Consider the following 22698-nt stretch of genomic DNA (forward strand, 5'->3'; position numbering starts at 1 on the left):
AGGATTTGCGACAGATCAAGCCGGTGCGACGTTTCAATGCTGGAGGACGTACTGTCCCGGCGCTTCGCCAAGCGACGATACACCCTCGGGCGCGTGAAGCGCCGACTGCGCCGGCACCCACGCACCCGAATGCGCCGTGAGGAAGCGAACCCACTCCAGCCACCAGGATCCGTCGCGATGGGCCGCCTTCCGCAGCCACTCGTCGGGGCCGACATAGGGTTGATCTGCCTTCTTCTCCAACAACTGATAGCTGTGCCCCTCCTCCGACGGCGGAGCAACGATGCCGGCGTTGTGACCGCCGCTCGCCAGCACGAAGGCGATATCGGCATCGGCCAACAGGTGAATCTTGTGAACCGACCGCCAGGGCGCGACGTGATCGCGGACAGTGCCGACCGCGAACATGGGAACACGAAGATCGGAAAGCGCCACCGGCTGTCCGTCCACCAAATAGCGGCCCTCGGCAAGGTCGTTATTGAGAAACAGCTTGCGCAGATAGTCCGAATGCATCCGGTAGGGCATGCGCGTGGCGTCGGCATTCCATGCCATCAGGTCACTCGGCGTGGCGCGCTCGCCCATGAGATAGTCACGCACCAGGCGCGACCAGATCATGTCGTTCGACCGCAGCAACTGGAAGGCACCGGCCATCTGCGCCGTCTCGAGTACGCCGCGCTGCCGCATCATATCCTCGAGGAACGCGACCTGGCTTTCATTGATGAAGAGCGTCAGCTCGCCGGCGTCGGTGAAATCGACCTGGGCTACCAAGAGCGTTACCGAGCGCAGGCAGCCGGGCCGCTCCTTCTGCAGCCGAGCTGCTGCTATTGCGAGCAGCGTCCCACCGAGGCAGTAGCCAGCGGCATGGATTGCGCGTTCAGGGGCGATCCGATTGATCACGTCGATCGCCGCGTCGACCCCGAGCTTGCGATAGTGATCGAGGCTAAGGTCGCGATCGGCCGGACCAGGATTGCGCCACGAGATCATGAACACGGTGAAACCGCGCTCGACCAGGAACCGCACGAGCGAATTCTGCGGCGAGAGATCGAGGATGTAATACTTCATGATCCACGCCGGCACGATAAGTACCGGCTCGGGGCAAACGTCGGCCGTCTCGGGTGCGTATTGGATGAGCTCGATCAGCTCATTCCGGTAGACAACCTTGCCCTGGGTCGCGGCAACGTCCTTGCCGACCACAAATGGGGCCGGTCCGGACGGCCTGGCGCTCAACAGGTCCCGGCAATCTTCCAGCCAGTTATGCCAGCCCGACACGAAGTTGCCGCCACCTGAATCCATTGCCCGCCGCAGCACCTCGGGATTGCTGAACGCAAAGTTGGACGGTGCCACGACATCGAAACATTGGCGGACGGTGAACTCCACGACCGCTGCATTTGCTTTTGTGACGCCGCGCAGGCCGCTGGTCGCCGAATGCCACCATTGCTCACCCAGCAGGAATGCCTGCGCCATGACGTTGAAGGCCGGCAATGTCCAATCTTGGCCGGCGAACCGGTTGTCGCCCGGTTGAGGCTTGACCATGAACCAGGGCTGCCAGGCCGCATGCGGCGTCGACACCATGCGCGCGAAACGCGAGCCTTCAGCAACCGCATCCAGCGCCAGTTGAAGCCGTTTGCCGGGTGAGGCCGCCAGATGGAGTTGCCAATCGGCGAAAGCGAGCGCGAGGCTGGCCGGTGAAAGCCCCCCGGTCCATCGCGCCATTGCCGCGTGGACCAGTTGGTCGATCGATTCCGCAGCAACCAGTGCCTCGCCCTCGGGCGGCGCCGAAGCAGGCGCTCTCGCAGCCGCCACGTCGTCGTTAGCGGCAGATGTGGGTTGGTCGAGAACTGCTTGGACTGTCATCGCTCGCCTCCTTGCCCGAGCCGGATGGGCTCGGGCGCAATCTATCTTTCGGTCTGGCAGCTGTTCAGACGCCGGGCCGTTGCCGCTCAGCCAAGGCGGAACCGCTTCCGACCCATCGCCACGATCTCCGCGTCGGTGGGATGATCGCTCGGCTCAACATGCAAATTGAGGTCGGGCCGCTCCGCCTTGAGATACTGCGTCAGCTCGGCCTTCTCGATACCTGGACCGATAACGAGCAAATCGCTGCAACCGCTTACGGCCTCCCCTACCCGGGCGAGAAATGTTGCATCAGCCTGCACGCGGCCATCGCCGACGGTATTCGCCTTGTGATGCAGGTGCTGCGAGGGCAAGTGAGCGTGGACGGCCGTCGCGCTTATGCCTGTCAGCCCGATGCCGAAGATCTTCGCAATAAGGTGGTCGATCCAAACGACGGCGTGTGAATGCGATTGGACAGCTATCTCGCTCATGAAGTCACTCCGGTGCTTGCTTTCTCTGCTTCTTTTAATCGGATCGCCAATGCCGCGAGCAGCTCCCGGCGGCTAACGATACCGACGACGGTTCCGGCGCAGATCACCGGGACCTGGGCAACGTCGTAGATATCCATTTGCGCGACGACGTCCTCGATCGATGCCTCGACATCGACGGTGATCGGAGAAGAACTCATGAGCGAACCGACCCGCAGGGTGCGCATGCGCTCGCGTTCAGGCGTATTCTCCGCAATGCCGAGCAGAGACTCCAGCCAGTTTCCCGACGGCGGGCTGATACCAAGCTCGTCGCGGTGGAGGAAATCGCCCTCGGACACCATGCCGACGAGGTCACCGGCATCGTCGATCACCGGCAGGCCGCGCTGATCGGTTTCAAGCAGAAGCTCGACGGCTTTGAGCACCGTGGCAGTCGGCTTGATCGACGCGAATGAACTGCGCATCACATCGGTTGCGAGCATCGTCATCCCTCCTCTTCAGCACATGTATTGGCCGCCGTTGATCGAAAGCGTCGACCCGGTGATGAACCCAGCTTCGTCGGCGGCAAGAAACGCAACGGCACGGGCAATTTCTTCCGGCTGTCCCAGCCGCCCGACCGGGATCTGCGGCAGAATGGAGTTCTGCATGACATCGGCCGGCACCGCGGCCAGCATCTCGGTATTGATGTAACCGGGGCAGATTGCATTGACCGTGATCCCGAACCGGGCGCTTTCAAGCGCGAGCGCGCGGGTAAAGCCGAGTTCGGCGGCCTTCGCCGCGGCATAATTCGTCTGGCCGATCTGGCCCTTCTGCCCATTGATCGAGGAGATGTTGATGATCCGCCCGAACCTGCGCGCCCGCATGCCCTCGATGAGGGGCCGGCACATGTTGAACAGCGAATCGAGATCGGTTCGGATCACCGCGTCCCATTGCGGCTTGGTCATTCGATGCAGTGTGGCGTCGCGCACGATACCGGCGTTGTTGACCAGGATGTCGATTGGGCCGAGCGCCGCCTCCACCTCGCGGACACCGGCCGCGCACGCCTGAAAGTCCGCGACATCCCACTGGAATACGGGAATTCCGGTTTGATCCTGAAACGACAATGCGGCCCCTGCGTTTCCGGCATAGCAGGCCGCAACCCGACATCCGACAGCAGCGACGGCGCACGAGATCGCCGCGCCAATTCCCCTGCTCCCCCCCGTAACCAATGCGACGCGCGCCATGCTGGCTCCTCCAAGCTGCACGCAACATTTGCGCGAAGTACACGCGCAATGAATTGATCTCGCTCAATCAGAATCCACGAACGCGCATGAGGCAGATCAAATTGGGCCGCCTCGACCCGTGCTCAGATGGCACTTGCTCGTCCACCCCTTTGGAGAACGGCCCATGTTCAAGAACATCCTGGTCCACATTCCGACCGAGCTGTCGCCGCGTCCCGCGGTCGACGGATCGATTTCACTCGCGCTCGGCATCGGCGCGCATCTCGATGCAATGGCGATCGGCTATGAGACCGCCAGCGTACCGTTCGTCGTTGAAGGGAGCGTGGCGGTTGCCTCGCTGTTCGAGATTGAACATGCACGGGCCCTCGAACGCGCAGAGGCGGCGCTGCGCGTCTTCGATATCGAGGCTCGGAATGCAGGGATATCCTACACGGCCCGCGCCGTGGGTGCGCTCCCCATCGATGCTCGCGAGATCATCTGCGCGAGCGCGCGACTGCATGATCTGACCGTGGTGGTGCAGCCGCTGGGCGAATACGACAGCTACGACAACGTGATCCCGCGGGAGCTATTATTCCAGGCTGGCGGTCCCGTCCTGTTCATGCCCTACACGTTCCACGGCGCATTTTCGGCGAAGCGAATCGGGATCTGCTGGGACGGCAGCCGGCTTGCTGCCCGCGCCCTTCGCGACGCAATGCCGCTGCTGCGCGCAGCCGATGCTCTCGCCGTCATCACCATCGATGGCGCCGATCCGATTCCCTCAGAAGCCTCCACCGATCATCTGGTGCGCTATCTTGCAAAGGAGGGGCTTCCGGCCAAGATTACGTCGTTGCCGGCGTCCAGGTCAGAAGTTCAGTCGATCCTGCTCTCGATCGCGGCGGATGAGAGCCTCGACCTTCTGGTGATGGGCGGATACGGCCACTCCCGCCTGCAGGAAACGCTGCTCGGCGGTGTGACGCGCGACATGCTGCGTGCGATGACCGTCCCGGTCCTGATGTCCCACTAAGCGCGAGCCTTCTCGTGAAACATCCTGCCAAGACATTTCAGCATCATGTCGCTCCCGGCCTCGCCATCATCGGCACAATCTGCGCCGCGCTGACTCCGGCCGCCGCCGACCAGGAACAAGGCCGTCGCCTTGCGCAGCTCTACTGCGCCCGCTGCCATTCAATCGACCGGGTAAGCCCGAGTCCGCTGAAGATCGCACCACCGTTCCGTACATTGCACGAACGCTATCCGGTCGAGATGCTGCAGGAAGCGCTGGCGGAAGGGATCGTCACCGGCCATCCGACAATGCCCCAATTCAGCTTCGAGCCGGACCAGGTGGGCGACTTCATGCTGTTCTTGAAATCTCTGGAGCGCGGCCCGGCAGACCGTTGAGCCAGGTCAACTTGCCGGGCACGCGAAGCTTTATTGTTCGTTTCTCAACACGGAGGTCCGACATGCGCGCGCATCAGATCATGACCAAGCATATCATCGCCGTCAGTCCGCACACGAAGATCCTGGATGCGGCCAACATCATGCTGCGTTGCCACCTCAGCGGTCTGCCGGTGATGGACGAAGACGGCACGCTCAGGGGCATGGTGTCCGAGGGAGATTTCCTGCAGCGCGGCGAGATCGGCACGGGACACAAGCGCTCAGCATGGCTGGAACTGTTCACCGGCGTGGGTCGTGCCGCGACCGATTTCGTGCACGAGCGCGGTCGCAAGGTCGAGGATGTCATGACGGCGAACCCGATCACCGTCGAGGAGCAGACGCCGCTCGAGGAGATCGTGCATCTGATGCACAAGCATGGCGTGAAGCGGGTGCCGGTCGTGAACGGCAAGACCATGGTCGGAATCGTCACCCGGGCGGACATCCTGCAGGCTGTCGCATCGCTGGCGCGCGAAGTTCCCGATCCGACCGCCGATGACAGCCATATCCGTGAACGCATCCTGCGCGAAATCAACGCCACCGGCTGGCGTCCCGCCGGCTTCCAGGTCTGGGTGCGCAACGGCGCCGTGCATCTGCACGGCCTGATCTTCGATGACCGCGCGCGCCAGGCCGCGATCGTGCTCGCCGAGAACACCTCGGGCGTCAAGGAGGTCCATGATCACCTCTGCTTCGTCGACGGTTATTCCGGCTACTACGTGGAATCGCCGGAAGACATCAAGGCGGCCGGCTGATCAATCGAGGAGCCCAACATGGCAATCAGTACACTGCTTGTCGTCACGGCCGTCTGTCTCATCTTCTCGCTCTTTGCGCTCGTGCTCGCCGTGACCGATCGCAGCACGACGCGCTGGCTTCGGGAAGAGGATGGGAATGGAGCCAGCACGCGCGCTGCCTATCCCGACAAGAACGGCCGCTAGCCTCTCCTCTTGAGCGACGCGCCGCGCGACCGATGTCTCGGCGCGCGGCTATTTTGTCCGGCACCTACGTATGAATACGTAAGTGGCTTCTACTTAGGGGAAATATCCAAATTTCCCGATCCAAGAGATGCGATCAATCTGCCTCCATCGATCTTCCCATCCATGGAGTGCCGGCATGCAGACCCAGAACGCCGTTTCTATCGAGAATAGCCGTTACACGACCAGCATCCTCAGCCGGCAGGCGCGCGTTGAAGGGCCCTTCGGCATGATTGGGACGCCGATGCGGTTCGCACGCAACAGCGAGATCTACGGCGAGGACGAGGCCGCGGAATACCTCTACCAGGTCGTTTCCGGCGCCGTCCGAACCTACAAGGTTCTGGAAGACGGACGTCGCCAGATCGGCGCATTTTATCTGCCCGGGGATATCTTCGGCTTCGAGGCCGGCGAGACCCATATCTCCTCGGCCGAGGCCGTCTCCGAGACGCGGGTCATCGTGGTCAAGCGCGCCGCGCTCATGGTCCGTGCGACTCACGAAAAGGACCTGGCACGGCAGCTGTGGGATGCTACGGCCCAGGAATTGCGTCGTTTCCAGGAGCATCTGATGCTGCTGATCTGCAGCGCAGAAGATCGTGTCGTCGGCTTCCTTCATGACATGGCGCGCCGCGCCGTCAAGAATGCCGCCATCGAGCTTCCGATGTCGCGCCAGGATATCGCCGACTATCTCGGTCTGACGATCGAAACGGTGTCACGCACCTTTACCCAGCTCGAGCAGAACGGCGTGATCTCGCTTCCGACCTCGCGCCGGGTGGAACTGCGCAAGTGTGCGCTGTCGAACCGGATCATGGCGGCGTGAGAGAGGCGCGCCAGGCTCCGATAGCCAGCCGCGAGTGAGAGGCGAGGAATCGAATGCGGTCGAACCTGGCGATCACCTATGGGCAGGACAGGCTGCCGCGCTACACCAGCTATCCCACGGCTCCGCATTTTTCTGCGGAGGTCGGCGAGGCTGATTACCGGACATGGCTGAGGTCGGTTCCAGCCCGCCGGCCGGCCTCGATCTACCTGCATGTACCGTTTTGCCGGTCGATGTGCTGGTACTGCGGGTGCCACACCTCCATCACCAATCGCGACGAACCGGTCGCCATCTACGCCGCCGGCCTTCGCACCGAGGCGCACCTCGTTGCGGAAGCGATCGGCCAGCGACTGCCCGTCTCCCACATCCATTTCGGTGGCGGCACCCCGACGATCATGACGCCCGAAACCTTCGCCGATCTCGTCAGCGCGCTGCGTTACTCGTTCTTCGTGCAGCCCGACGCGGAGATCGCCGTCGAGATCGATCCGCGCACCCTGACCGAGCCGATGGCGGAGGCATTGGGCTACAGCGGCGTCAACCGCGCGAGCCTTGGCGTCCAGAGCTTCGATCCTGTCGTCCAGCACGCCATCAATCGGTCGCAGAGCCTTGAGCAGACCGCGGAAGCGGTCGAGCGGCTGCGCCATGCCGGCGTCGGCCGCATCAACTTCGACCTGCTCTACGGCCTGCCCGCTCAGACTGTCACTTCCTGCCTGGACACCATCGACAAATGCGTCGCGCTGCGGCCCGACCGGTTTTCCGTGTTCGGATACGCCCATATTCCTTCCTTCAAGAAGCACCAACGCATGATCGACGAGGACTTGCTGCCGGATAGCCTCGAGCGGCATCGTCAGTCCGAGGCAATCGCGCAGGCGCTGACCGATGCCGGATACATCCGCATCGGCCTCGACCATTTCGCGCTCCCCGGCGACAATCTGGCCATGGCAAAGCGCGAGGGCCGGCTGCGGCGTAACTTCCAGGGCTACACGGACGATTCTGCCGAGACTTTGATCGGTCTCGGCGCCAGCGCAATCGGCCGCATGCCGCAGGGCTTCGTGCAGAATGCAGTCGCGACACGCGACTACCTGGCACGCATCGCCGAGGACCGGCTTGCCACCGTCAGGGGCTACATGCTGACGGAGGAGGACCGCTTTCGCGCTGACATCATCGAGCGCATCATGTGCGATATGGCCGTCGACTTGCCGCAAATATGCCACCAGCACCGCTGGGACCCGAGTTTGGCTGTCGTCGATCGGTCCCGGCTCGAGAGGCTGATCGCAGACGGCGCTGTGACGATGAGGGGCGACCGCCTCCTGATCAACGATGACGCAGAATTCCTCGTCCGCAGCGTCGCCTCGGCATTCGACGTTCACCTCGGTCGCACCACGGCCCGGCATAGCCGAGCGGTCTAGGTTACGACCGTGGCGGGTTACCCGCCCCGTTAGAGCAGCTTTGGATGTTGTCTGCTTCGCTTGCTGATCCAGGTCGTGCATGCCGCAAGCAGAACAAGGACCGCGATCCCTGCAGCGCTTACCACGAACTGCGCGGCGATGCTGTTGGACACTTCGAAGAGATAAAAGCCTGCCAGCAGTGATAGCACGACGGCCGCACAATAGGTCTCGAGCGAACACTCGCCGCAGCGAATTGCGCCGGTGAGGACGCCCCTGGCAAATCCGGGCCAATTCGGCGGCACGAACCTCGCCACGACGATAGCGATCGCCAGGAAATGCAGGAGCCGCAGTAGGTCCAGGTCCGTCTTGTACCCCTGGTGAGGTCATGCAGCTCCCGCCGCGGGAGGAAATCGTCATGGTAGCAGGGACACCTCCAATCCGCGCCAAGAAGGTGCGCTACTACGAGGATCGGCGGTTCTCCGAACGCGTCTTGCCGCCGCCAGATCCTGCGGCCTCCGCGGTGCACTCCGAGGGCGGCGCAATCTTCGCGCAGCTTGCCCATTCCGGAGGGGTCTCGCATCCCGACTTTTTCGATGGCGAGCTGCCGCCCGCCCCGTCCGCGGTGAACCCTGGCCTGAGATCATTCACGCCAGACGGTTTCAAGGACACGGTGACGCCGCGTGCCATGTCGGTTGAAGAGATCGCTTCGACCGTCGCGGACTATGGGGTAGCCGCGAAGAACGCCCGCGAGGCCGGCTTCGATGGCGTGGAGCTGCATGCCGCAACCACCTATCTCCTGCCGGAATTCCTCAACAGCGCGCTGAACATCCGCGAAGACGGCTATGGCGGCTCCGCGGCGAACCGAACTCGAATCGTCCTGGAAGTTCTCGACGCGCTCATCGCGGTCTGGGGACCAGGACGTGTTGGCATCAAGATCAGTCCGACGCTGGCCATCGGCGGCTTTGAGCTGACCGACAAGACGGTTGAGACCTATGACTACCTTGTTGGCCGCCTCAATGGGCTTCCGCTCTCTCACCTTTCAGGCAAGTAGACAAATCAATGACCTGTCGGGCACATCCGTCGTCGCCTTGCAGGACACGATCGACTACTACCGCGCCCGCTTCAAGGGCACGTTGATCGCGAACTCAGGCTTTGACCGCGACTCAGCCAACACCGCGATCGAGAGCAAGCAGGCCGATCTGATTTCCTTCGCCAAACCGTTCATCGGCAATCCCGATCTCGTACGACGATTTCGCGAGGACCTGCCGTTGGCAACCTCGTCCCCGGAGACCTACTACCAGGGCGGAGCGCAGGGATACGTCGACTACCCCACGGCTAGCACCTGAGTCAGTGATCGCTGACGCGAATGCATGAGCAATTGGAGTCGGCCCGCGGCGAGCAGTTGAGATGAAAGAGCTTGGGCATGGCCAAGGCCCCTGTCAGCCTAGCGCCTTCACGGCTTGCTGATGCTGGTTGAGGAAATTGACCGCGGATGTGGTCGGTGCACCCGTCGGTCGTTCTTGTTTCGAACGGGCTTCGTTGCGACCGCAAATGTGAGAAGATAATCTCGGCACGTTGTACGAAGCGGTCTTGGTGTTCCCAAAGATTCCGGACCCATGGAGACACCGCTTAAAATAGTGTAAGTTCCGAAACGGATCGCGGGGGAGCCAGTCCAATGGGGGCCGATACCGAATTGCGACCGGTCAAGGTTGCCGTGCTGGGCGGAGGTGTGGCCGGACTGGCAGCTGCTTTCGAGCTGTCCGACCCCAGGCATGGGGGGCGTTTCCAAGTCACGCTGCACCAGCTCGGCTGGCGGCTTGGTGGCAAATGCGCGAGCGGGCGCGATCTTGATACCGCGCGGCGCACCAAGGAGCATGGGCCACATATTTTCTTCGGCTTCTACGACAACGCTTTCGCCATGCTTCGCGAAGCCTACACGGCACTCGCGGCGGACTCCGCGCGGGTATTTCCGACCATCGAGGATGCGTTGGTCGCCCATAACAGCCTGGCCACGATGGAACAGCAGGACGACGGCTCCTGGCTGCCCTGGGTGATCGACCTCCCCACCTTGCCCGGCCGACCCGGCGATAGCTTGCCCCGGCCCCAGGCGCAGGCGCTCGACGCGCTGATGGGCATCATCGAGCGAAACACCACCCGGCTGGCCGCGCAGCAAGCGCCAAGCCCCGATGCGCTCCACGCCAACGCCTTGATCGTCTCGACGCTGGCCGAGGTGAAGCAGAGGGCAAACGCACTGATCAAGGCCAGCCCGGAAGGACGCGAGGCCGTCACCGCGCCCTTCGTTCAAAGTCTTAAGCGACTGCAGACTGCCATTCAGGCGGCAAGGCCGAGGCCGGGGCTCGCTGGCCAATCGGTCTCGTGGCGCCGGCTGAAGATACTGGCGGACCTCGCCGTTGCCACCGCCCTGGGCATGGCCATTGACGACCTGATCTGGCCCACGCGCCAGTCGGTCGCCGCGGCCAACGAGATCGAATATCGCGCCTGGCTGCTGCGGCACGGCGCAGCATCTGAGACTGCCAACTCGGCGATCGTCCGGGCGATGTACGACACTGTGTTCGCCTATCCTGACGGGGACGTCGCTGCGCCCGGCAATGTCGAGGCTGGTTCGGCGGTTCTCACCCAAAAGGGGCTGATCTCCTATCGCGGCGCGCCTAGCTACAAGATGCGCACGGGCACCGGCGATGTTACTGCCGCGCCGCTTTATCAGGTGCTTGTCCAGCGCGGCGTCACCGTGAACTTTTTTCATCGCGTCGATGAGCTGATCCCGGCCGCCGACGGCACCATCGAGAGCATTCGCATCGGCGTTCAAGCGACCCCGAAGCCGGGCGGATATCAGCCGCTTATTAACGTAAAAGGCGTGCCCGCCTGGCCAGACCGACCGCTTTATGACCAGCTCGTCCAGGGCGACGCGCTGCGGGACGGCCACATCGACCTTGAATCGTTCTGGACGCCCTGGGTGGACCCCGCACCGCCGATCGTTCTGTCCCGCTCGGCCGGGGATTTCGATGCAGTCGTGCTCGCAATTCCGGTCGGAGCACTTGGCCAACTCACCACGAAACTCACCCGGCCCAGCTGGCTTGCGATGCTAGCCGGCTCAAGCACCGTGCGGACGCAGAGCGTGCAGGTATGGCTGGACCGCGACACCGGCTGGAGTTCGGGCGTCGCGCCGGTCGTCACCGGCTACGACCGCGCCGCGATCGATACCTGGCTTGATGCGAGCGAGGTGATCCCGTTCGAGGACTGGCCCGCGCCTGCGCCGCTTCACATGGCCATTCTGTGCGGCCCACTGGTGCAACTGGGCGCCGCGCCGCCCCCCACCGATCACGCTTTTCCCGGCGCCGAGGCAGCGGTCGTGGCCAATGCCGGTCAGCAATTCCTCAACGCCGCGACGCCGCTCTGGCCCGCGCTCACCAGCGCCAACGGCTTCGACTGGTCGGCGCTCACTGCCCCCGCCACCAGCTCCGGCCCACTCCGTTTTCAATCGCAATACTGGGTGGCGGCAATCAATCCGGGTGATCGCTATGTGCTGACGCTGGTCGGCTCAAGCAAGACGCGGTTGCAGCCGGATGCCAGCGGCTACGCCAACCTCTACCTTGCCGGCGACTGGACCGATTATGGGCTAAATCTCGGCTGCTTCGAGGGCGCGGTCATGTCCGGGCTGTTGGCGGCAAACGCCATCACCGGCGATCCGCGTCCGATCCTGCGCAACCCGTTCGACGAGAGCTGACCATGCCCGACCCACAGCCGGCAGGCGCGCTGCCCGCCTATGTCGATTATCCGAGCGTCCAGACACTGCCCGGGCCGATCGCCTTTACCAACGTACGAATGTCCGCGTTCTACCTGGCAGCCGACGGCAAGACGTTGCAGGCGCTGTGCGACCGTCTGATCGCCGTACCCAGCGGCGGGCGGGTGCAGTTCACACCGATGCCCAGCGTCATCATGAGCTTCACCGAATTCCCACATTCGGTCTTCGTCAATTACGCCAATCGCGGCGTCGCGACCGAGCGCGAGCTTTCGTTCGGCATCCCCGGCATCTTCACGCGCTTCGATGGGCCAATTCCGGTCGAGATCGGCTTCGCCCTGTTCATGCCTTTCCTGTTCCTTGACAATCCAGTGGCGCTGATGACGGGGCGGGAAAATTACGGTTTCTTCAAACAGACTGGACAGATCCGTCTGCCAGACGATCCTGGTAGCGTCGGGTTTTCTGCCGAAGTTTATGGCTGCGCCAGCTTCAGCCCGACCGCGAATTGGAGCCCGCAGTGCCTCATCACCTTGCGGCGCGTGGCCGGGGCAGCGCCCCACCCGGCGCTCGGCCTGCCCTGGCATGACCCGATGGCGGCCGCGCGCAACCTCGCCGCGGCGATGCAAGCTGCGGCCAGCGGCGCAACAATCGCGCCAGCCGCGTTCGCCGATTTTCTCACCGGCAGCCTGCCGCAGATTTTCCTCAAGCAGTTTCGCGACATCGCCGACGGCACGCGCGCCTGCTACCAGGCCGTCACGCTGGCCCGCTACAACGTCACCAAGCTGATCAACGTCAGTGTCGAAGATCAGTATGCGATCGACCTTAAGGCGCTCGACAGCACGCCCGTCGCCGCCGCGCTCGGGCTCGTGCCGGCGACCGAGACTGGTCTTGGATTGCGGGTCGAGATGGACATGCAACTGGAAAACGGCAAAGTGCTATGGCAGGCATAGGCGCTCCGGCGACGCGGCAAAAAATCGCCATCGTTGGCGGCGGCATGGGCGCGCTCACCGCCGCCTATTGGCTGACCGATCCCAGTCTCGGCGGACGCTACGACGTCACGGTCTACACGATGGGCTGGCGGCTCGGCGGCAAGGGCGCCAGTGGCCGCAACCAGAATCGCAACGGCCGCATCGAAGAGCACGGACTGCATATCTGGTTCGGCACCTATCACAACGCGATCGCGCTGATGCGGAGCTGCTACGCCGAGCTCGGGCGTCCGCCGGATGCGCCGCTGGCGACGTTCGATGACGCGTTCAAGCCGCAACGACGCCTCGTGCTGCTGGAGGAGATCGAAGGAGAGTGCCACCCCTGGACTATCGATAGTCCCGACCTGCCTTTGATCGACGACCTCACCGTGCTCGGCCTGCTGCGCAAGCTGATCGGCTGGTTGAGCGGGCACGTCGCCGGCATCCCCGGGTTCGAGCAACTGCGCGTCGCCGATTTCGCCAAGACCGCGCACCCCAAGGAAGCTGCGGCGATCGCAGCGATGGCCGGGCCCGGCGGGGTGACAAACCAAACGGCGCAGCACTTGATGGATTTTACAAAAGGCCAGATCCAATTCCTCGAGCCGGGGACGGAAGACGCCAGCCGTCAGGCAGGGGTGCTCTCGGGCGCAATGCGGCTTGTCGCCCGCATGTTGTTCCCTTTGCTGGAGCCAGAGCTGCCAAAGGATGACGCAGCACGGCGGCTCTGGATTCTCGCCTATCTCGGCATCACCTTCGCCCGCGGCATGCTCGACGATCAGCTGTACGAAAAAGGCTTCGACGCGGTCGAAAACATCGAGATGCGTGACTGGCTTGCCAAGCACACCTCGTTCGACCAGCCCGGCGATTCACCTCTCGCCGACAAGCTCGCTTTCTTCTCGGCTTGCCTGCAAGCCTTCTACGACGCGTCGTTCTCCTATGTCGACGGCGATGCGACAAAGCCGAACGCCGCTGCCAGCGTGGCGTTGCGCTGCATTCTACGCATCGCGTTCGACTATGTCGGGCCGATCATCCTGGAGATGCAGGCCGGAATGGGCGACACCGTCTTCACCCCGCTCTATCTCGTACTCAAACAGCGTAACGTGCGCTTCGCCTTTTTCCACCGCCTCACCAATCTGCAACTCGATGCCGGCCGCAAATCGATCGCCGGCATGACGTTCAGCCGCCAGGTCCAGATCCCCGACGCCACCGCGTACAAACCGCTGATCACCGTCAACGATCTCCTCTGTTGGCCCTCCGCGCCGCTGTTCGGGCAAATCACCGACGGAGCCGCGCTGAGCGCATCAGGCGCCAATATCGAGCATTGGAACAGCGGCTGGACCGACACCGGCGGAGCGTTTTCTCTCGCGCGTGGCCTCGATTTCGACCATGTCGTGCTTGGCATCTCGTATGACATCCTGCCGGACGTGACGCACGAACTCGGCACCAATCCCCGCTGGAAGGCCATGATTGGCGGGCTCGATAGCGCCGATACCCAGGCCGCCCAGCTGTGGTTCGCCGCCGACCGCGCCCAGCTCGGCATGGATGCAACGCCGGAAATTTTCGGCGGCTATTTTGAGCCATGGTCGAGCCTCGTCGACTTCTCTCACCTGCTGCCGCGCGAAGCATGGCCCGCAGGTAACGCGCCGCGCTACCTGAACTATACCTGCGGTCCGCTGGCCAAACAGGCGACGCCCGGTGACGACGCGGTCTATGTCAGGCTGCGCGATTTCCTCAACACCCGCGCAGCGCCGCTCTGGCCGAACGCCGTCGACGAAGCGGGTTTCAAATACGATCTCCTCTACGCCGACCCCGCGCTGAGCGGTGAGGACCGGCTCAAGGCGCAGTACTGGCGCGCCAATACCGACCCGACCGAGCGCTACGTGATCGCCAAGGCGAACACCGCCTCAGTTCGCTTGCAGCCCGGTCAAACCGGTTTCGACAATCTTTCGATCGCCGGCGAGTGGGCCGATTCCGGCGTCAATATCTCGAGCATCGAGGCAACGGTGATCACCGGGATGCGCGTCTCCCGCGCGCTGACTGGCCAGCCCCAGCGCATCGCCGGCGAGAAAGACCTCTGATTTCGGCGTGGACAGCGGTGTCTCCCCGTCCGATCATGCTTTCAGCCGCTCCAGCGCGGCCCGCGCCGCCAAGCCCGCGGCCGGCAGTTGCAAGCGCGCCGCCTCCGCCGCGGCCTGCTCCGTCAGTGCCATCGCCCGAGCATCGCGGCCGCGCAGCTCGGCGTAGCGCGCAAGCAGGAGCAGCGCTCGGGGGCGCGTCAAGGGCTGGCGCATGCCGAAACACTTGACCCGGCGCATCATCCGCCGGATTTCCAGGTGCTGCGCAAAGCCCAGCCGGCCGCCCGTGGCGAGACGCTCTAGGAACACCTCGGCGGCGCCGAACACGCCGGCTTGCACATAAAAACCGAGCGACCGCCAATCGGCTAGCGCGCCCATCACCTGGCGGGCGTGCGCCAACGCCTCGTCGGTCCGGCCACGACGTAGATGCACCAGCGCGAGCAGCCCCAGCGTCCAGATCCGCTCGTTCCGTCCGACACTGCCGAGAAGATCGCTGGCGTCGAACAGCCGGCGCTCCGCCGTGGCGATGTCGTCGCCGCAAAGCGCCAGCCCGGCCGCTTCAAGCCGCGCCCAGCAGCGCAATTGCGGATCACCCGCCTGATCCGCCTCCACCTCGAACAGGGCGGCGAGCTCCGCGCCATCGGCGTAGGCGCCGGTTTCCGTGAGCGTCAGGATCAGCAGCGACGTGGCGTCGAGTTTGCGGCGGCGGTTGTGCGACGCCGCAGCCAGCGTCAGCATGCCGCGCAATTCCGCCTCGACCTCCGCGAGCCGCCCGGCGGTGAGCAGAAACAGCGCGATGTATTCGGTCGTCATCAGCCGGTCGTGTGGCTTGTCGAGGTCCGGGCTCGTGCGCCGCGCGCGGGCGAGATAGCGTTCGGCGAGGCCCGGCATGCCGGACAGCAGGAACACGAGGGAGAGCAGCCCGGCTGAGCGCGAATAGATCGCGCCGTCGCCCGCGCGCTGCGACAGGTTGACCGCCGCCAGCGTCGCTGTCGCCATCGCCGCCAACTTCGATTGGTGGCCGAACCCCTGACCCAGCGTTTCCAATGCGAGCGCCGATTGGCGCACACGGTCGGCAGTGACGTCCTGCGCCACAAGCCGCGACAAGACGTCCCTTGCATTCGCCGGCCGGCGCCATTCCACCATAGTCTGCATTAGCGCGTGGCGAGCAAACGTGCCGAGGCTGCCGAGCAAGCTGTCCGACCACCGGAAGCCGAATTTCGCGAGGGCGATGGTCAGGTGATGGATGCTCTGCGGCACCTCGCCGGCAAACATGAGCGCCTCCCCGCGCAAGCGGTGCAACTCCCCGGCACGATCGGCATCGATCGCCTCTGCGCCCGGTGCCGCCTCGATGGCCGCGATCGCACCGAGCGCCTCGCCAAGCGCCATCACGGCTTCGCGGTAGGCGCCGCCCGCGAGCGCGGTGGTGCCGGCGGTCTCCCAATAGGGCAGCGCGCGGTTGGGCCGGTTCGCCCGGCTCCAGTGCAGGCCGAGCAGCGTAGGCGCCGGACGATTGCCCTCGGGCTCGGCCTCGAACAATTCGGCGACGGCCGTATGCAGCCGGCGCCGCTGCTCGAACGGCAGGAGCTGATACACGGCCTCCTGCGTCAACGCGTGGTCGAAGCCGTAGAGCGGATCGGCGCCGGGACGCAGCACGCCGATCATGCCGATCTCGACGAGCCGCGTCAGGCACTCGTCCAGATCCGCGGTACCGAGCGCCGCGGTCAGCGCGCGGTACGAGAAGGTAGTGCCGATGACGCTTGCCGCCTTGAGGGTTAATTGCAGTTCGGCCGGCAGGCGATCGACGCGCGCGACCATGGTGCGCTGGATCGATTCCGGTATTTGCAGCGAGGCGGCGTCGGCCGACTGCGCGGTGAGTCGACAGACCCCATCGCGCAGGCTCAGTGCACCCTGGTCGCGCAGCGCGAGCGCGAGCTGGCGCGCGAACAGCGGATTGCCGGCGGCGCGCTCCTGGATGAGCCCGAGCAACTCCGGCGCGATCTCGCGGCAGCCGAGCACATCGGCTATGACGTCGGCCACCGAATCGCGGTCGAGCGGCGCAAGCGCCAGCCGCTCGACCGCGATGCTCGCCGCCAACGCCCGCATGCCCGACAACGGGCCCGCCGTGTCCGATCGCGACACCAGCACCAGCAGTACGCCGGGCATCAGCCGCGCGACATGGCCCGCCAGCAGCCAGGAGGCGGAGTCCATCCGGTGCACGTCCTCGATGACGATTAGCACGCCACTGCCGATCCGGTCGCGCAGCAGGGCCGCGAGCGTCTCGCAAGTGACCCGCGCCATATCCTCGGGCGGGAGGTAGGGCGCTGCACGCGCCGGAGCGCGCATCGCCGGCAGTACGGCGCCGGCCAGCGCCGCATGGTCTTGCGGCAGCCCCTGCCGCCCCAGGGCGGTGCGCAGTTGCGCTTCGCATAGCTCCGGGCCGATGACCTCGGCGGCGAAGGCGGCGGCGAACACCGGACCCCAGGCCGCGAAAGGCTCAGCAATGCCGGCCAGCGGGTCGGCGGCACCACGCAGGCAAGGGAACTGGCCCTCCGTCATCGCGGCGAGCGCCCCGACCAAAGCCGATTTGCCAATGCCCGGCGGGCCGTCGATATGCACCACCGGGCGCTGAATCGGAGTACCGAGCTGGCTAAGCCGCTGTCGCAGCCAGGCCCGTTCGCCCACCCGATCAATCAACGCTCCGGCCACCGGCGCTGCCGCGTGCCGGTATTCAATCGGGCGGAACAGTGCCCCGCCGTCCGGTAGGCTCCCGTCGACCTGCTCGAAAACGATGCGCTGGCTTGTCATCCGCACGATCGCCGCGTCGCAGAGCAGTGCCGGCAGATCGCGCCGGTCGAGCAGCTTCGCGGCACGGTTCACCGCATCGCCCATCGTCGTATAGACGTGCCGGTCCCGGTTCCCGACCACGCCGCAATAGGCCAGGCCGAACGTCACCGTGCACCGCGCATCCGACCCATGCCGAGCAAGCGCCAGCTGAATTTCCTGTGCGGCGCGCACCGCGCGCACGGCGTCGTCGTCGTGGGCCTGGTCGGGCAGGCCAAAAGCGATCATCGCCATCGGTCCCTTGTCGCTGGCCGAGACGCGGATCAGCGCGCCCTCGAACCGGGCTACCTGATCCTGGATCGACTGCACGGCCTGTTGAGTGGCCGCGAGATCCTCGGCGGCGGTGCAGCGCAGTCCGGGCATACCGACGCAAAGCATTGCCAGCCAGCGGAATTCCGCGAGCCATTCCGAACGCAGTAACCCACGACGGCGCATCGCTCCGGGCAGGAAAGCGTGCAGCAGTGCTGCCTCTGCCGCGAGCGGCGCGGCCGGACGTTCGACCTGCGTTGGCGACGCGTCGATCAGGCCGCTCAGCAGCCGCGGTGTGGCGATCTCCGGGACGAGCGGCAGCGCGGCGCGGATCGCACCGGCAATGCCTACTTGCCCTGGCTGGGCGAGCCGAAGCAGCGGCGGAATCTCGCCGAGACAATCGCCGCTCAGCATGAAAATCCACTCCCCGTCCCCACCGCCGGCCTGTACGGCGCAGAGATCGCCCGCTACCACCGCGGCGCGAACGCGCAACGTGACGCCACCCGGCACAATGTGATTGTCGTGCCGGCCGACGATGTCGGCTGAGCAGCCGAGCGTCAGGCGCGTAGCCGCCGCCGGGTCAGTCAAGGTCTCTGGCCAGAATGCCAGGATCGCGTCGCCATAGATGTTCTCGATATCGCCGCCCCATGCGAACACGCAGTCGCTGAGACGGCCGAGATACTCGCTGATGATCAGCGAGAGCTCCTCGACCCCTTCATCGCCTTTGTCCTGATAGCTTCGCGTCAGCCGGCTGAAGCCCGAGATATCGGCGAACAGCACCGTGCCGCGCAGCGGTCTGATCCATGGCCGTAACGGCTCGGCTTCGCCGGACGCCGCCTGCAACAGCCATCGTGGCATGTGCGCGTCGAGGCCGTGCGGCAGCTCTGCCCGCGTCGGCTCGGACGTGACCGGTACCCCCCCGTGTCCTTCTCCGGCAACCATGGGAACTATCATTGCACGAAAACGGGTCGCCAAGTCGAGTTTCTGGCTGCGCGTTTCGACGTCCGCCGCCCAGGAACTGGGCGTCTCGCCTAAACAAAAGGACCGCGCGAGGCAGACGTTTATGAAGTCGGCACAGTATGCGGGCTTCGTTGATTCAGCCACCGGCCGCTTTGTTAAGCCCGGAATTGTGCGACGCGACGAGCCTCCCGGGATCGGAGAGAGGAAGCGCCGCGGTCGCGGCAACGACGGAAACGAGCCGCCCGGCCAGCATCCGTTTGTGCAGGGCCTTCTGAAAGAGTTGCCAAGGAGGGAGACCTAAGGCCCGAAGACAAGCCAAAACTATGGCTCGACACCGCCGCCAGCATTTTCAAAATGATCTACAGAGATGAGCCAGCCGGAACGGATGGGCTTCCGCGGCGGAAAAACGACGCCATGAAATGAAAGAGGCTACCAACTGAGGCGGACTTACTCTGACAGCTTTCTTTTCGATGTAGGCGTACACAGCTTACGCGAATCCGCCAGTCGCGAGAGCATAAAATATGCCCTTGTCGCATCCGTGACGGCGCGGCGCATCGCCGATTTCTATGAACGCATCGTCCGGCGCTATCGCGGGCAACTCGAAGCCCTCGTCCCGCTAGTCGAGATTCCTGTGCGCGTCCAGAACGAAGATGAACGTTCGTCAAGGGCGGGAAGGGCAACCGGCTCCGGACCGCCGAAAAGCTGATCGTGCTCTGCCGAAAGGCAGGCGCGTCGTTCACCGCCTGCACCCTGTCGAGTTTCCGCAGGACATTCCTAATCCCTGGCTGGGTGTCACCATGGCGACCCGGGTCAAATTGGTGAAGCACGCAGTGACGCGCGAGCAGGTCTATAGGTTCGCACACGGCTGCGTAGAGCGCGGCGAGCCTGAATGTGCCGCAGCGGCGGTCATCTGTTTCGAGTGGCTTCAGCGTCCGGAAAACGTGATTGCCGGCCATATCAAGTGGGGCGGGTACCGAACCGGGCCCAAGCCGACCATTCGGATTGAACACCACAAGACCGGTGCCGTGATCGACCATCCCCTGGAAGAGCGCTTGGCTACCGGTGAGGTCGTCAAATTCTATGAGGAGGCTGAGGCGGTGCTGGCGAAGCTGACGCGCCGTGGTGTCCGATGATCCTGCGGGAGATTGTACCTCGGCGCCGTCATGCCCCGGACGAGGGTCGAAAGTCCGTCTCTAGACCCTACTCGTTCTCAGGCATGCAAAAGATCGTCCAGCGGATGAGAAAGGATATCGGCCTGCCCAAGGAGTTCACCCTGGACGCCTGCCGGCACGGCGGGATGACCGAACTCGAGGAGGCGGAACTAACCGAGGGACAGGGCCGCGCCCTATCCGCGCACCGCACCAAGGAAAGCTATCCCGGCTATGCCAAGCGGACCGAAGCCCGCATGTTGTCTGCGACTCGGAAGCGGCATGCGCCCTTGCTTGCGAACCAAACAGCAACAGACGTTCAGAATGCGACCGCGGACGACGTTCAGAACGCAGAACAAGAACCATCAAAAATCGCCTGACGAATCAATACGTTAGGATGGCTGGGGCGGGAGGGATCGAACCTCCGAATGGCGGAATCAAAATCCGCTGCCTTACCGCTTGGCTACGCCCCAACGCGCCGATCGAAGGCCACGCCGGTCTATAGGGTGAGTCCGGCCTTTTCAACAGGGCGGCGTTCGAAAAGGCACGAAAGCCGCAGGTTGATGCCGGCACCCTCATTATAGGGCGACGCTGCGATGGCCGAAACAGACCGGGCGATGTCCGCTCGGACAGTTGAGAGGCTGCGGGTTTCATGGGAAGACAATTTCCAAACGCCTCCTCGGGAGTAACGCCATGACCTACCGTGCGCCGATCAACGATATCCTGCTGTCCCTCAATCATGGTGCGGGGCTCGCCGCTGCGGTGGCGGCCGGCCATTACGGCGATTTTGACGGCGACATCACCGCTGCGGTGCTGGAGGAAGCCGGCAAGTTCGCCTCCGATGTGCTGGCGCCGCTGAACAAGGTCGGCGACGAGCACGGCATCAAGCTCGACAACGGCAAGGTGACGACCGCGCCGGGCTGGCCCGACGCCTATCAGCGCTGGACCGCCGCGGGATGGAACGCGGTGTCGGGGCCGGAAGCGTTCGGCGGCCAGGGCCTGCCGCTCGCGATCAACGCCGCCTGCACCGAGATCTGGAGCGCATCGAACGTCGCCTTCGGCCTCTGCCCCTTGCTGACGCTGTCGGCGATCGAGGCGCTCGATGCCCATGGCAGCGCTGAGCTGAAGCAGACCTATCTCGAGAAGCTCGTCACCGGCGAATGGACCGGCACGATGCAACTCACCGAGCCCAACGCCGGCTCCGACGTCGGCGCCCTGCGCACCCGCGCCGAACGCGCAGGCGACGGCACCTACCGCATCAAGGGCACCAAGATCTTCATCACCTATGGCGAGCACGACATGACCGACAACATCGTGCATTTCGTGCTCGCACGATTGCCCGATGCGCCCGCCGGCACCAAGGGGATCTCGCTGTTCCTGGTTCCAAAATTCATGGTCAATGCCGACGGCTCGCTCGGCGAGCGCAACGACATCCATGCGAGCGGCGTCGAGCACAAGCTCGGCATGCACGCCTCGCCGACCTGCACCATGACCATGGGCGACAAGGGCGGCGCGATCGGCTTTCTGATCGGCGAGGAAAACGCGGGCATGCGCTGCATGTTCACGATGATGAACCAGGCCCGGCTGGGCGTCGGCCTCGAAGGCGTCGGCATTGCCGACCGCGCCTATCAACAGGCGCTGGCCTATGCGCAGGAGCGCCGCCAAGGAAAAGCGATCGGCCACAAGGGCGACGGGATGGATCCGATCATCGTGCATCCCGACGTCAAGCGCATGCTGATGCAGATGCGCAGCATGACGGCGGCGGCGCGCACGATCTGCTACGCTACCGCGGTTGCGCTCGACGTCTCGGTGCGCGCCAAGGACGCCAAGGTCCGTGCCGACGCGGCAGCACGTGGCGCGCTGCTGACCCCGATCGCCAAGGCGTTCTCCACCGACATCGGCAACGAGGTCGCCTATCTCGGCGTTCAGGTCCATGGCGGCATGGGCTTCATCGAGGAGACCGGCGCCGCGCAGCACTACCGCGATGCCCGCATCACCTCGATCTATGAAGGCACCAACGGCATCCAGTCGATCGACCTCGTCACCCGCAAGCTCGGCGCCAATGGCGGCGCCTCGGTGTGGGCGCTGCTCGACGAGCTCGCCGCCACCATCAAGCAGGTCGAGACCTCCAACGATCCGGCGTTCGGCACCACCGGCGCCAAGCTGCGCGACGCCCATGCCGCGCTCGAGCGCACCAGCAAATGGCTGCTCGAGCGGCTGGCCTCTGCGCCGAAGGAGGCGCTGGCCGGCGCGACACCCTATTTGCGGCTGTTCGGCGCCACGCTCGGCGGCTGCATGCTTGCCGGCGAGGCGCTGGCTGCGAAAGCGAACGGCGAAGCCGAGCCGCAGCGCTACGTCGCACTGGCGCGCTTCTTCGCCGAGAACATCTCGGTGCAGGGGCCGTCGCTGGAGAAGACCGTGACGGAGAGCGCCGAGGCTGTGACCGGCGCGGATGCGGTGCTGGCGGGGTAGGTTTCGCAATCTCGCCCGGGCACAGGCGGAACCCATCGTTGTCGTCCTGGCGAAAGCCAGGACCCATAACCACCGCATTTGATCGTGAACGAGATCGTGGCCCCGGCGTCACGCAA

Annotated in this window: 20 protein-coding genes, 1 tRNA gene and 1 pseudogene; 15 read left to right on the plus strand and 7 right to left on the minus strand. The window is 64.5% G+C overall.

Annotation, left to right across the window (positions count from 1 at the left end; translation table 11 throughout):
- Nucleotides 1-33 precede the first annotated feature (33 nt).
- The 4 genes from Q0030_RS07955 to phbB all read right to left on the minus strand — a co-directional run bounded on the left by Q0030_RS07955 (nucleotide 34) and on the right by phbB (nucleotide 3532).
- A complete protein-coding gene (locus tag Q0030_RS07955) occupies nucleotides 34-1848 on the minus strand; it encodes an alpha/beta fold hydrolase (RefSeq protein ID WP_298365144.1) in 1815 nt (604 codons plus the stop codon).
- A gap of 86 nt (nucleotides 1849-1934) precedes the next feature.
- A complete protein-coding gene (locus Q0030_RS07960; protein WP_298365146.1) occupies nucleotides 1935-2315 on the minus strand; it encodes a hypothetical protein in 381 nt (126 codons plus the stop codon).
- Nucleotides 2312-2797, minus strand: a complete 486-nt coding sequence (locus Q0030_RS07965) for a CBS domain-containing protein (RefSeq protein WP_298365147.1) — start codon at nucleotides 2795-2797, stop codon at nucleotides 2312-2314. Before Q0030_RS07965 ends, Q0030_RS07960 begins: the two co-directional genes overlap by 4 nt.
- Nucleotides 2798-2806: 9 nt before the next feature.
- Nucleotides 2807-3532: an acetoacetyl-CoA reductase gene (gene phbB / locus Q0030_RS07970; RefSeq protein ID WP_298365149.1), complete on the minus strand. Its 726-nt coding sequence runs from the start codon at nucleotides 3530-3532 to the stop codon at nucleotides 2807-2809.
- A gap of 163 nt (nucleotides 3533-3695) precedes the next feature.
- On the opposite strand from phbB, the gene Q0030_RS07975 reads away from it, so the two are divergent.
- From Q0030_RS07975 to hemN, 6 genes are all read left to right on the plus strand, one after another.
- Nucleotides 3696-4532: a universal stress protein gene (locus tag Q0030_RS07975; protein ID WP_298365151.1), complete on the plus strand. Its 837-nt coding sequence runs from the start codon at nucleotides 3696-3698 to the stop codon at nucleotides 4530-4532.
- Between the two features lie 65 nt (nucleotides 4533-4597).
- Nucleotides 4598-4903 (plus strand): c-type cytochrome, encoded by a 306-nt coding sequence (locus Q0030_RS07980; protein ID WP_298365746.1) that lies wholly within the window; start codon nucleotides 4598-4600, stop codon nucleotides 4901-4903.
- Between the two features lie 62 nt (nucleotides 4904-4965).
- On the plus strand, nucleotides 4966-5688 hold the full coding sequence (locus Q0030_RS07985) for a CBS domain-containing protein (protein ID WP_298365154.1): 723 nt from the start codon (nucleotides 4966-4968) through the stop codon (nucleotides 5686-5688).
- 18 nt (nucleotides 5689-5706) lie between these two features.
- Nucleotides 5707-5871 carry a hypothetical protein gene (locus Q0030_RS07990; RefSeq protein ID WP_298365156.1) on the plus strand — a complete coding sequence of 55 codons (165 nt, stop codon included), beginning with the start codon at nucleotides 5707-5709 and terminating at the stop codon, nucleotides 5869-5871.
- A 175-nt stretch (nucleotides 5872-6046) separates the two neighbouring features.
- Nucleotides 6047-6724: a helix-turn-helix domain-containing protein gene (locus Q0030_RS07995; RefSeq protein WP_298365158.1), complete on the plus strand. Its 678-nt coding sequence runs from the start codon at nucleotides 6047-6049 to the stop codon at nucleotides 6722-6724.
- 53 nt (nucleotides 6725-6777) lie between these two features.
- Nucleotides 6778-8130, plus strand: coding sequence for an oxygen-independent coproporphyrinogen III oxidase (gene hemN / locus Q0030_RS08000; protein ID WP_298365161.1), 1353 nt, complete (start codon nucleotides 6778-6780; stop codon nucleotides 8128-8130).
- Nucleotides 8131-8159: 29 nt separating this feature from the next.
- On the opposite strand, the gene opgC is transcribed toward hemN, so the two are convergent.
- On the minus strand, nucleotides 8160-8468 hold the full coding sequence (gene opgC / locus Q0030_RS08005) for an OpgC domain-containing protein (protein ID WP_298365748.1): 309 nt from the start codon (nucleotides 8466-8468) through the stop codon (nucleotides 8160-8162).
- A 23-nt stretch (nucleotides 8469-8491) separates the two neighbouring features.
- Here opgC and Q0030_RS08010 point away from each other — a divergent pair.
- The 6 genes and pseudogenes from Q0030_RS08010 to Q0030_RS08035 all read left to right on the plus strand — a co-directional run.
- A pseudogene (locus Q0030_RS08010) lies at nucleotides 8492-8596 on the plus strand (type IV secretory system conjugative DNA transfer family protein); the annotation flags it as partial.
- A 33-nt stretch (nucleotides 8597-8629) separates the two neighbouring features.
- Nucleotides 8630-9160, plus strand: a complete 531-nt coding sequence (locus Q0030_RS08015; protein WP_298365750.1) for a hypothetical protein — start codon at nucleotides 8630-8632, stop codon at nucleotides 9158-9160.
- Nucleotides 9126-9455: a hypothetical protein gene (locus tag Q0030_RS08020; protein ID WP_298365163.1), complete on the plus strand. Its 330-nt coding sequence runs from the start codon at nucleotides 9126-9128 to the stop codon at nucleotides 9453-9455. Before Q0030_RS08015 ends, Q0030_RS08020 begins: the two co-directional genes overlap by 35 nt.
- A gap of 329 nt (nucleotides 9456-9784) precedes the next feature.
- Nucleotides 9785-11854: an FAD-dependent oxidoreductase gene (locus Q0030_RS08025; protein WP_298365165.1), complete on the plus strand. Its 2070-nt coding sequence runs from the start codon at nucleotides 9785-9787 to the stop codon at nucleotides 11852-11854.
- Nucleotides 11855-11856: 2 nt separating this feature from the next.
- Nucleotides 11857-12819 (plus strand): hypothetical protein, encoded by a 963-nt coding sequence (locus Q0030_RS08030; protein WP_298365167.1) that lies wholly within the window; start codon nucleotides 11857-11859, stop codon nucleotides 12817-12819.
- The gene (locus tag Q0030_RS08035; protein ID WP_298365169.1) at nucleotides 12807-14912 is read left to right on the plus strand and encodes an NAD(P)-binding protein; all 2106 of its coding nucleotides are present in this window, start codon (nucleotides 12807-12809) and stop codon (nucleotides 14910-14912) included. Before Q0030_RS08030 ends, Q0030_RS08035 begins: the two co-directional genes overlap by 13 nt.
- A 33-nt stretch (nucleotides 14913-14945) precedes the next feature.
- On the opposite strand, the gene Q0030_RS08040 is transcribed toward Q0030_RS08035, so the two are convergent.
- Nucleotides 14946-18944 (minus strand): AAA family ATPase, encoded by a 3999-nt coding sequence (locus Q0030_RS08040; RefSeq protein WP_298365171.1) that lies wholly within the window; start codon nucleotides 18942-18944, stop codon nucleotides 14946-14948.
- A 668-nt stretch (nucleotides 18945-19612) separates the two neighbouring features.
- Between Q0030_RS08040 and Q0030_RS08045 the strand changes: the two genes are divergently transcribed.
- Nucleotides 19613-20095, plus strand: a complete 483-nt coding sequence (locus Q0030_RS08045; RefSeq protein WP_298365172.1) for a hypothetical protein — start codon at nucleotides 19613-19615, stop codon at nucleotides 20093-20095.
- A gap of 83 nt (nucleotides 20096-20178) precedes the next feature.
- Nucleotides 20179-20490: a hypothetical protein gene (locus Q0030_RS08050; protein WP_298365173.1), complete on the plus strand. Its 312-nt coding sequence runs from the start codon at nucleotides 20179-20181 to the stop codon at nucleotides 20488-20490.
- A gap of 18 nt (nucleotides 20491-20508) precedes the next feature.
- Here Q0030_RS08050 and Q0030_RS08055 read toward each other — a convergent pair.
- A tRNA-Gln gene (locus Q0030_RS08055) sits at nucleotides 20509-20583 on the minus strand.
- Nucleotides 20584-20803: 220 nt separating this feature from the next.
- Here Q0030_RS08055 and Q0030_RS08060 point away from each other — a divergent pair.
- Nucleotides 20804-22582, plus strand: coding sequence for an acyl-CoA dehydrogenase (locus tag Q0030_RS08060; protein WP_298365174.1), 1779 nt, complete (start codon nucleotides 20804-20806; stop codon nucleotides 22580-22582).
- The last annotated feature ends 116 nt before the right edge of the window (nucleotides 22583-22698 follow it).

The organism is uncultured Bradyrhizobium sp. (assembly GCF_947648125.1).
Classification (GTDB): domain Bacteria; phylum Pseudomonadota; class Alphaproteobacteria; order Rhizobiales; family Xanthobacteraceae; genus Bradyrhizobium.